Source organism: Oceanococcus atlanticus (assembly GCF_002088235.1).
In the GTDB taxonomy this organism is placed as follows: Bacteria; Pseudomonadota; Gammaproteobacteria; order Nevskiales; family Oceanococcaceae; genus Oceanococcus; species Oceanococcus atlanticus.
In genome coordinates this window covers 157577-168785 of sequence record NZ_AQQV01000004.1, presented here as the reverse complement: position 1 = coordinate 168785, position 11209 = coordinate 157577, and the positions used below count along the sequence as shown (strand labels likewise).

The window sequence follows — 11209 nt, the reverse complement described above, 5'->3', positions numbered from 1 at the left end:
TACTTGCGTATCACACATCAGACTGGCAGTACCGCAGGTACGGACTTTGGGGGGCACAAAGTGAGAAATAACATGGCGACGCACGTCAAAAACACCATGCGCGCAGGCGTCGGCCTGCTGCTGGCGATTGCCCTGCCAGCAAGCGCTCAAGCCGCGCAGCAACTGCTCGAAGTTAAAACTTCGCCGGCTGGTAAGAATCGACACTCCATCGAGCTGAAACTTGATGGCGCAGCGCCTCAACCTTCGGTATTTGCTCTGGAAACGCCGCCACGCATCTCCATTGACCTCGCCGACACCAAACTCGCGCTCGACAAACGGCGCATCCCTCTCAACGTCGGTCCCGTCCAGACGCTGACGGCGGTGGAAGCCAGCGGTCGCTCCCGCGTTGTTCTCAGCCTTAGCGAGCTGACTCCCTACACCGTGCGCGCCGAAGGCAACAGTGTTGTGGTCGAACTGGATGGCCCCTCTGGCGCCAGCGCACGCGTTAAGCAAGCTGCTGCAAGCAACATTGTTAAGACCAGCGCGCCGGCACCGGCTGCTGGACGCGCCACGCCCGGCCAATTCTCCGACATCGATTTCCGGCGCACGGAAACCGGTTCCGGGCGACTTGTGGTCGATTTGGGCGTTGACACCGCTGAAGTGGATGTTCGCAGCGAAGGCGGAAAAATCGTTGCCATCTTCCGCGGCATCGCGCCCAGCGATGACATGCTCGCGCGCATGGATGTGCTGGACTTCGCCACACCGTTCAAGTTCATTGATGTCTCACGCGATGGCGATGACGGTCGCATTGCGATCACGCCGGTCTCGGGTGCGCAGTTTGACCAGGTCGCCTATCAACTGGGTGGCAGCTTTACCCTGGAACTCCAGCCGCTGAGCCGGCAGGAGCAGGAAGAGCGCGCACGCGAGGAGCCGCAATTTCAGGGCGAACGCCTGAATGTGAACTTCCAGAACATTGAAGTGCGGGCGCTGCTGCAGATCATCGCCGACGTGGCCGGCAAGAACCTGGTGACGTCGGACTCGGTTTCCGGCTCCATCACCTTGCGCTTGGAAAATGTGCCGTGGGATCAAGCTCTGGACATCATCCTACGCACCAAGGGCCTGTCGAAAAGCGAAGCCGGCAACGTGATCTGGGTCGCCCCCACCTCGGAAGTTTCTGCGCAGCAAAAGCAGGAGCTCGAGGCCATGAAGCAAGCTGAAGAACTCGCACCGCTGGTGAGCGAAATCATTCAGATCAACTATGCCAAAGCCATTGATATTGCAGGCCTGCTTGCCTCGGAAAATTCCTCATTCATCAGCGACCGCGGCACGGTCACTGTGGACCAGCGCACCAACGTCCTGATCGTGAACGACACCCGCGAAAAGCTCGCGGGCATTCAGAGCCTGGTCCGTCGTCTCGACATCCCGGTCCGTCAGGTACTGATCGAGTCGCGCGTGGTTGTCGCCAACGATGACTTCAGCCGTTCGGTTGGTGCCAGCTTCGGCGCAACCTTCGGTGACGTGAACGGCGACACCGTCATTGGCGGCTCCGGTTCGCTGCTTGGCGCGGACATCGTCACACAGGGCTTGTCTGCCGGTATTCCGCTGCTTCCCACGGTGGGCAACCGCTTGGCGACCAATTTGCCTGCATCCACGGATGGCACCAACGTGCCGTCCTATGGCATCTCCATTCTCGGCTCGGATTTTCTGGTCGACCTTGAGCTGTCTGCCCTGCAGGCCGAAGGCAAAGGTGAAGTCGTCTCCAACCCGCGCGTGATCACCGCTAACGGCAAGGAAGCACTGATCGAGCAAGGTGAGGAAATTCCCTATATCAACACGGTCACCTCTGGCGGCGGCGCCGCTCAGCAGACTCAGTTCAAGAAAGCTGTGCTTTCTCTGCGAGTAACCCCGCAGATCACACCGGATAACCGCGTGATCATGGATCTGGAAGTGTCCAAGGACACCCGTGGCGCACTCGCAGCTCAAGGCCAGCCCGCCATCGATACCAGCAGCGTCAACACCCAGGTGCTGGTCAACAATGGCGAAACCGTTGTGCTGGGCGGGATTTTTGAGCAGTCCACTGAGGAAGGCGTGAACAAGGTGCCGTTGCTCGGAGACATTCCGATTCTCGGCGTGTTGTTCCGCAATACCATCCGCCGCAACGACAAACGTGAGCTGCTGATCTTCGTCACACCGAAGATTCTCAGCGACGGTATCAAGACCAACTGATCCGTAACCCCACCCCGAAAGGCCCCGATCGTTATAATCGGGGCCTTTTTATTTGCGCGGCTTGTGCCGCACCGGTTGTTTTGAACGACTCGCCACCCGTCTTTCTGGTTGGTCCCATGGGGGCCGGCAAAACCACAGTTGGTCGTCATCTCGCGCGTTTGCGCGGCATGCAATTCATCGACGCCGACCATGAACTCGAAGCCCGCACCGGCGTGGATATTCCGTATATCTTCGACAAGGAGGGTGAGGCTGGCTTTCGTGACCGCGAAGAGCAGCTGATCGACGACCTATCGCAAGAACGCGGAATCGTGCTCGCCACCGGCGGCGGCGTGGTCATGCGCGAAGCCAATCGCACGCATCTCAAAAACCGCGGCCGCGTGGTCTACCTCTATACTGAAGTCGAGCAGCAGTGGCGGCGCACGCGCAAAAGCAAGAACCGCCCGTTGCTGCAACAGGACAACCCGAAGAAAATCCTCAAGGAGCTGATGGCCTTGCGTGACCCCTGGTATCGCGAAGTCGCAGACCTGATCATTCCAAGCAAGGCCCAGTCAGCCCGCTCGCTGGCCATGCTGATCAACCAGAAACTGACGCAAATGGAGCCCAAGTCTTGAACCCCATGCGTGTGGATGTCGACATTCCGGGCAAGCACTACCCGATTCATCTGGGCCGCAACCTGATCGCCAATGCGCAGCTCTACCCCGAAGGCGCGCGCAATGGCCGTGCTTTCGTCATCACCAATGACACGGTGGCGCCGCTGTACCTGAATCAGGTTCAGGCCGCACTGGGCGATCAGCTACCGGTTCACGTCATGCCGGACGGCGAGCGCTTCAAATCGATGGAGCAGCTCAGCGCGGTGCTCGACAAGATGCTGGCGCTCAAGCTCGGCCGTGACACCACAATCATTGCTCTGGGCGGCGGCGTGGTTGGTGATCTGGCCGGCTTCGCTGCCGCGGTCTACCAGCGCGGCATTCCTCTGGTTCAGATTCCGACCACACTGCTGTCGCAGGTGGACTCGTCGGTGGGCGGCAAAACTGCGGTCAACCACCCGCTGGGCAAGAACATGATCGGTGCGTTTCACCAACCGGATTGTGTGCTCACCGACCTGAATACCCTGGATACCCTGCCCGCACGCGAGTTCAAGGCCGGGGTGGCCGAGGTCATCAAGTATGGCCTGCTCGGCGACATCGATTTCTTCACCTGGCTGGAAAGCCACATGGAGGCGCTGCTGGCGCGCGACGGCGAAACACTTAGCCATGCCATTGCCACATCCTGCCGCCATAAGGCCCAGGTCGTCTCGGCTGACGAAAAGGAAAAAGGCCAACGCGCCCTGCTCAACCTCGGACATACCTTCGGTCACGCCATTGAAGCCCATCTGGAATACCGCGACTGGTTGCACGGTGAAGCCGTCGCCACCGGCATGTGCATGGCGGCTGAGCTGTCGCAGCGCCATGGCTGGATCAGTCGCGCCGATTGCCAGCGCGTCGACGCCCTGATCAGCAAGGCCGGCCTGCCCACTGCGGTGCCCTCCGGGCTATCGGCGGAGCGCATGCGCGCCCTGATGCAGGGCGACAAGAAAACCGCAGCCGGTCGGGTTCGCCTGGTGCTGTTTCGAGCCCTGGGCGATGCCCTGCTCAGCGCCGACTATGACGATGCGCTGCTGATGCAGACCCTTCAGCACTACTGCCGCGACTGACATGAACCTCGCGCCTTACGCAGCCCACCCCGAACGAAGCCGCGGCCGCAGGCATCCCGAGGCGGCGCCGCAGATGCGCACCGAATATCAGCGCGACCGCGACCGTATCGTGCATTCCACGGCATTTCGCCGTCTGGTCTACAAAACACAGGTTTTCGTCAATCACGAAGGCGACCTGTTTCGTACCCGTCTGACCCATTCGCTGGAAGTGGCTCAGATCGCACGCACGATCGCGCGCAATCTGCAGCTCAACGAGGATCTGACCGAGACCATCTCACTGGCCCACGACCTCGGACATACGCCGTTCGGTCATGCCGGGCAGGATGCGCTCAATCATTGCATGCGCGATCACGGCGGTTTCGAGCACAACCTGCAGTCACTGCGTGTGGTCGACGAGCTGGAGGAAAAATACGCCAGCTTCCGCGGCCTCAACCTGTGCTTCGAATCGCGCGAGGGCATACTCAAGCACTGCTCGCGCAAGCATGCACGCGAGTTGGGTGACATCGGCGAACGTTTTCTGGCGCGCCAGCAACCGGGCGCTGAAGCGCAATTGGCCAATCTCGCTGATGAAATTGCCTACAACAATCATGATGTCGACGACGGCCTGCGCGCCGGTCTCTTGAGTATCGAAGGCCTGCGCGACACCGCACTGTTCCGGCGCGTGCACGACAAGGTGCTGGGTCAGTACCCGCAGGTCGGGGAGCGCGCGCTGCGCCATGAAATCATTCGCCGCATGATCAACGAGCTGGTGGTCGACCTGACCCGCGAAACCACCGCCCGGCTCAAGGCGCTGGCGCCGCAGCATATCCAGGACATCCGCGAGCACAGCCAGGCGGTGGTGGCCTATTCCGACAGCATGGCTGCGGAGTCACGCGAGCTTAAGAGCTACCTGCTCAAGCACCTGTATCAGCACTACCGGGTGCACCGCTCCGGGCGCAAAGCCCAGCAGGTCATAGGTGATCTGTTCCAGGCCTTTCACAGCGATCAACGTCTGCTTCCGCCCCGCCACCAGGACGCCGCCGAGCGTTATGGCCTGGCCCGCGCTGTGGCCGATTACATCGCCGGCATGACCGACCGCTTCGCGATCGAAGAACACGAACGCATGTTCAACCCGCGAAAGCTCTGAACACGGGCTTTCAACTGTACGCCGGCGTATGGAAACTGGCGCAAAATTTGCTGCGGCGCACATAGGTTTCTATAATTGATCGGCTCAGCGCGGAGAATTGCCGCCCAGCGGCCTTCGCCTTCAACCGATTGACGCTGCCGGACGACGGAGGCTTTGTCCGAGAGCGCAAAACAAATCAACACCTTGCGACCCGATCGCCGCCATGCTGGTGACGTCTCGGTTCGCCCCACCGATTGCTGGCAGGTGAGCATGATGCAGAGTGGTCTGTACCGCCCCGAATTCGAACACGACAGCTGCGGCTTTGGGCTGATTGCCCATATTCACAACAAACCCAGCCATTGGCTGGTCGAAACCGCGGTCACCGCCCTGGCGCGGCTGACTCACCGTGGTGCAGTGGCTGCCGACGGCAAATCCGGGGATGGCTGCGGCCTGCTCATGAAGCGCCCCGAAGCTTTCCTGCGCCAGGTTGGCCAGGATGCCGGCCTGCGCGTGGCCAAGAACTTCGCCGCGGGCAATGTGTTCCTCAACACCGACGATGCGCAGGCTGAACAGTCGCGCGCCGCCATGAAAGCCGCTGTCGAGGCCCAGGGCCTAGAGCTGGCCGGCTGGCGCGAAGTGCCGGTCGACACTGCCGCCTGTGGCGAGCAGGCTCTGCGCCTGCTGCCCAAGATCGAACAGGTCTTCGTCAACGCGCCGGACGACATGGAGGCCTTCGATTTCGAACGCAAGCTGTTCTTTGCCCGGCGCACCGCCGAGCGCGAAGTCGCCAAGTTCGACCATGAATTCTACGTGTGCACGCTGTCGTGTCGCGTGCTGCTGTACAAGGGTCTGGTCATGCCCGCCGCATTGCCGGCGTTCTACCTCGACCTGAACAATCCGGCGCTGGAATCGTCGATGTGCGTGTTTCACCAGCGCTTCTCGACCAACACCCTGCCGCAGTGGCGTCTGGCCCAGCCGTTCCGCTTCCTCGCCCACAACGGTGAGATCAACACGATTCAGGGCAACCGCTACTGGGCCAAGGCTCGCGCCAAGAAGTTCCAGACCAAGGACCTGCCCGACATCAGCGCCATTGAGCCGTTGGTTACGCAGAAGGGTTCTGACTCGCAAAGCCTGGACAACATGCTCGAAGTGCTGCTCGCGGGCGGCCTCGACGTGTTTTCAGCCATGCGCATGATGATTCCGCCGGCATGGCAGAACATCGAGCAGATGGACCCCGACCTGCGCGCCTTCCACGAATACAACTCCATGCACATGGAGCCGTGGGATGGTCCGGCCGGCATCGTGTTCACCGACGGTCGTTATGCGGCCTGCTCGACCGACCGCAACGGCCTGCGCCCGGCGCGCTACGTCATCACCGATGACGATCACATCACCTTGGCCTCAGAAGTCGGCGTATATGACTACAAGCCGGGCTCGGTGATTGCCAAGGGCAAGCTTGGTCCCAGTCAGATGATGGCGGTGGACACCGAGAAAGGCGAAGTGCTGACTTCGGACGAAATCGACCGCCGTCTGGCCGCGCGCCATCCGTACAAGAGCTGGCTCAAGCAGAACGTACGCCGTCTGGAATCGGTTCTCGCTGAAAGCGAGCACGAGACCATGGCGCCGGGCACCGTGCGCATTTTCGAAAAGCTCTTCCAGATCACCTACGAAGAGCGTGACCAAGTTTTGCGCGTGCTCGCCGAGGCCGGCCTGGAAGCGGTCGGCTCGATGGGTGACGACACCCCGCAGGCGGTGCTGTCGCACAAGGTGCGCCCGCTGTACGACTATTTCCGCCAGGTCTTTGCCCAGGTCACCAACCCGCCGATTGATCCGCTGCGCGAGCAGATCGTGATGTCGCTGGAGTGCTGTCTGGGTGCCGAACGCTCGGTGTTCGAAGAAACCCCGGAGCGGGCCTCACGCCTGCTGGTCGACTCGCCGATCCTGTCGGAAGGCAAGTTCCGCGATCTGCTGTCGATCGACAACCCGGCCTATGCGCACGAGATCATCGACCTCAACTACGACGCCAGCGGCTCCCTGCAGGACGCGCTGAACGCGATTTGCGATCAGGCCGAAACGGCCGTGCGCAATGGCAAGGTCGTACTGGTGCTGACCGACCGTCACATCGCCAAGGACAAGCTGCCGGTTCACGCCCTGCTTGCCACCGGCGCGGTGCAGCATCGCCTGGTCGCCAAGGGCCTGCGTTGCGATTGCAACCTGGTGGTGGAAACCGCCACCGCGCGCGATTCGCACCAGTTCGCTGTGCTGATCGGCTACGGCGCCAGCTGCGTATTCCCCTACCTGGCCTATGAAACCCTGCGTGACATGGCCCGGGTTGGCGAGATCAAGAACCGGACCGCGTCCGAGCTTGAGCGTGCCTACCGCAAGGGCATCAACAAGGGTCTGTACAAGATCATGTCCAAGATGGGCATCTCGTCGATCGCCAGTTACCGCGGCGCCCAGCTGTTCGAGATTGTCGGGCTCGCGGATGACGTGGTCGAGATGTGCTTCAAGGGCACCACCTCACGCATCGGTGGCGCCGAGTTTGTCGATCTGGAAGACGACACCCGCGTGCTCAACCAGCTGGCCTGGAACGCGCGCAAGAACATCGACCAGGGCGGCCTGCTCAAGTATGTGCATGGCGGCGAATACCACGCCTACAACCCGGATGTGATCCAGACGCTGCACACCGCAGTGAAAAGCGGTCGTTACGAAGACTTCAAGGCTTACGCCAAGCTGGTCAACGAGCGCGATCCGATGACCCTGCGCGACCTGATGGCGCTCAAGACCGACAACCCCATCGCGTTGGACGAGGTCGAAGGCATTGAAGACATCCTGCCGCGTTTCGATTCGGCCGGCATGTCGCTGGGCGCACTGTCGCCGGAAGCCCATGAGGCGCTGGCCCAGGCCATGAATCGTCTTGGTGGGCGCTCCAACTCGGGCGAAGGTGGCGAAGACATCCGCCGCTTCGGCACCGACAAGATGTCCAAGATCAAGCAGATCGCCTCCGGTCGCTTCGGTGTCACGCCGCATTACCTGGTCAATGCCGAAGTGCTGCAGATCAAGGTGGCTCAGGGCGCCAAGCCGGGCGAAGGTGGCCAGCTGCCCGGCCACAAGGTCAATGACTACATTGCCCAGCTGCGCTACTCCACCCCGGGCGTGGCGCTGATCAGCCCGCCGCCGCATCACGACATCTACTCGATCGAGGATCTGGCCCAGCTGATCTTCGACCTCAAGCAGGTCAATCCGCAGGCCCTGGTTTCGGTCAAGCTGGTGTCCGGTCCGGGTGTGGGCACGATCGCTGCCGGCGTGGCCAAGGCCTACGCCGACCTGATCACCATTTCCGGTTATGACGGCGGCACCGGCGCCAGCCCGCTGACCTCGGTGCGCTACTGTGGCACGCCGTGGGAACTGGGTCTGGCTGAAACCCATCAGACGCTGCGTCAGAATGACCTGCGCGGCAAAGTGCGGGTGCAGGCTGACGGCGGTCTCAAGACCGGCCTGGATGTGGTCAAGGCCGCGATCCTGGGCGCCGAGTCTTTCGGCTTCGGCACCGCGCCGATGGTCGCGCTGGGCTGCAAGTACCTGCGCATCTGCCATCTCAACAACTGCGCCACCGGCGTGGCCACGCAGAACGACACCCTGCGCGAGAAGCATTTCATCGGCGAAGCCGAAATGGTCATGAACTATTTCCGTTTCGTGGCCGAGGAATGCCGCGAGCTGCTGGCTCAGTTGGGCGTGCGCTCGCTGGGCGAGCTGATCGGTCGCACCGATCTGCTCGAGCTGTTGCCGGGCAAGACCAACAAGCAAGGCAAGCTCAACCTGCAGCCGATTCTGGATGCCGCAGGCATGGTCAGCGATGCGCCGCATCAGTGTGCCGAACCGCGCAACCTGCCGTTCGACAAGGGCGAGCTGGCCGAGGACATGGTCCGCGCCACCTTGCCGACGATTGAAAGCATGAGTGGCGGCGAGTTCGCCTTTGATGTGCACAACATCAACCGCTCGATCGGCGCACGTGTTTCCGGCGAAATCGCCAAACGCCACGGCAACCAGGGCATGGCCGGCAATCCGATCACGCTCAAGCTGACCGGCACCGCCGGCCAGAGCTTCGGCGTGTGGAATGCCGGCGGTTTGAATCTGGACCTCACCGGCGATGCCAACGACTATGTCGGCAAGGGCATGGCCGGTGGCCAGATCGTGATCCGCCCGCCTGCCGAATCACGCTTCACCGCCAAGGACGCCACCATCATCGGCAACACCTGCCTGTATGGCGCCACCGGCGGCAAGCTGTTCGCAGCCGGCCGCGCGGGCGAACGCTTCGCGGTGCGCAACTCCGGCGCCATCGCGGTGGTTGAAGGCGTGGGCGACCACGGCTGTGAATACATGACCGGCGGTGTGGTCACCGTGCTCGGCCCGGCCGGGGTCAACTTTGGCGCGGGCATGACCGGCGGTTTCGCCTATGTGCTCGACACCGATCGCCAGTTTGTCGATCAGTACAACCATGAGTTGATCGACATCCACCGCATCGCGGCGGAGCACATGGAAGCCTACCGTAATCACCTGCGTGGCCTGCTGATCCAGCATCAGGAAGCCACCGGCTCGGCCTGGACGGCACAGATTCTGGATGATTACCGCGACTTCCTGACCCGCTTCTGGCTGGTCAAACCCAAAGCCAGCGAAATCAATTCGCTCCTCGACACCATCCGTCAGGCGGCCTAAGGCCGGCCAGGACTGAACATGGCAAAGAACGCTCTGCAATTTCTCGATCTGCCCCGGCACGATCCGAAGAAAACCCAGGTGGAAGTGCGTATTCACGACTTCCGCGAAATTTACGGCCAGTTCGACAAGGAACAGGCGGCCAACCAGTCCGGTCGCTGCCTGTCCTGCGGCAACCCGTACTGCGAATGGAAGTGCCCGGTGCACAACTACATTCCGGACTGGTTGAAGCTGGTTTCGGAAGGCAACCTGTTCGAAGCGGCCGAACTGTCGCACCGTACCAACACCCTGCCGGAAATCTGCGGCCGGGTGTGCCCGCAGGACCGTCTGTGTGAAGGGGCTTGCACCCTCAACGACGGCTTCGGCGCGGTGACCATCGGCTCGGTCGAGAAGTACATCACCGACACCGCCCTGGAGCAGGGCTGGCGTCCGGACATGAGCGGCGTCACCCCAACCGGCAAGAAAGTCGCCATTATCGGCGCCGGCCCGGCCGGCCTGGGTTGCGCCGACATCCTGGTGCGCAATGGCGTCGAAGCCGTGGTGTTCGACAAATACGCCGAGATCGGCGGCCTGCTGACCTTCGGCATCCCGCCGTTCAAGCTGGAAAAGGACGTGGTCAAACGTCGCCGTGAGGTGATGGAAGGCATGGGCGTGGAATTCCGTCTGAACACCGAAATCGGCAAGGACATCCCCTTCCAACAGCTGGTGGATGACTACGACGCCGTGTTTCTGGGCATGGGCACCTATGCCTACATGAAGGGCGGCTTCCCGGGTGAAGACCTGCCCGGCGTCTACGATGCCCTGCCTTTCCTGATTTCCAACATCGACCGCGAACTGGGTCTGGAAAAGGACCCGGCCGACTTCATCGACATGCGCGATCAGCAGGTTGTGGTGCTGGGTGGTGGCGACACCGCCATGGACTGCAACCGCACCTCGATCCGTCAGCAAGCCGCACGCGTGACCTGCGCCTATCGTCGCGACGAAGAGAACATGCCGGGTTCGCGCCGCGAAGTGGCCAACGCCAAGGAAGAGGGCGTGCGCTTCCTGTTCAATCGTCAGCCGGTGGAAATCGTCGGCGACGGCAAGGTCGAGGGCGTCAAGCTGGTCAGCACCCGTCTGGGCGAAGCGGACGAGAACGGCCGCCGCCGCCCCGAGGTGATCGAGGGCAGCGAAGAAATCGTGCCTGCAGATCGTGTGCTGGTGGCCTTTGGCTTCCGTCCCAACCCGCCGCAGTGGCTGGCCGACCACGGCATCGAGGCCGATGATGGTGGGCGTATCAAAGCCAGCGGTGCGGCCACGATCAAATACCAGACCACCAATCCCAAAGTGTTCGCCGGTGGCGACATGGTGCGCGGCTCGGATCTGGTCGTTACCGCGGTATTTGAAGGACGCGAAGCGGCCGAAGGCATCCTCGACTACCTCGAGGTCTGAAAGGCCACCTCGCAATGTGCCCGGGCATCATCGATAATCCCCGGGCACTTACCAGCCGAGCC

General features: G+C 61.9%; 6 protein-coding genes. All 6 read left to right on the top strand.

Annotation, left to right across the window (positions count from 1 at the left end; all coding sequences use genetic code 11):
* The first annotated feature begins 72 nt into the window (after positions 1-72).
* A complete protein-coding gene (gene pilQ / locus ATO7_RS15150) occupies positions 73-2205 on the top strand; it encodes a type IV pilus secretin PilQ (RefSeq protein ID WP_083563215.1) in 2133 nt (710 codons plus the stop codon).
* A gap of 80 nt (positions 2206-2285) precedes the next feature.
* Complete coding sequence (gene aroK / locus ATO7_RS15145; RefSeq protein WP_240499497.1) at positions 2286-2816, top strand: shikimate kinase AroK; 531 nt, start codon at positions 2286-2288, stop codon at positions 2814-2816.
* Positions 2817-2821: 5 nt separating this feature from the next.
* Positions 2822-3898: a 3-dehydroquinate synthase gene (aroB, locus tag ATO7_RS15140; protein WP_083563210.1), complete on the top strand. Its 1077-nt coding sequence runs from the start codon at positions 2822-2824 to the stop codon at positions 3896-3898.
* 1 nt (position 3899) lies between these two features.
* Complete coding sequence (locus ATO7_RS15135) at positions 3900-5024, top strand: deoxyguanosinetriphosphate triphosphohydrolase (RefSeq protein WP_083563208.1); 1125 nt, start codon at positions 3900-3902, stop codon at positions 5022-5024.
* Positions 5025-5273: 249 nt separating this feature from the next.
* Positions 5274-9719 carry a glutamate synthase large subunit gene (gltB, locus tag ATO7_RS15130; RefSeq protein WP_083563293.1) on the top strand — a complete coding sequence of 1482 codons (4446 nt, stop codon included), beginning with the start codon at positions 5274-5276 and terminating at the stop codon, positions 9717-9719.
* Positions 9720-9737: 18 nt separating this feature from the next.
* Complete coding sequence (locus ATO7_RS15125; RefSeq protein ID WP_083563207.1) at positions 9738-11147, top strand: FAD-dependent oxidoreductase; 1410 nt, start codon at positions 9738-9740, stop codon at positions 11145-11147.
* The last annotated feature ends 62 nt before the right edge of the window (positions 11148-11209 follow it).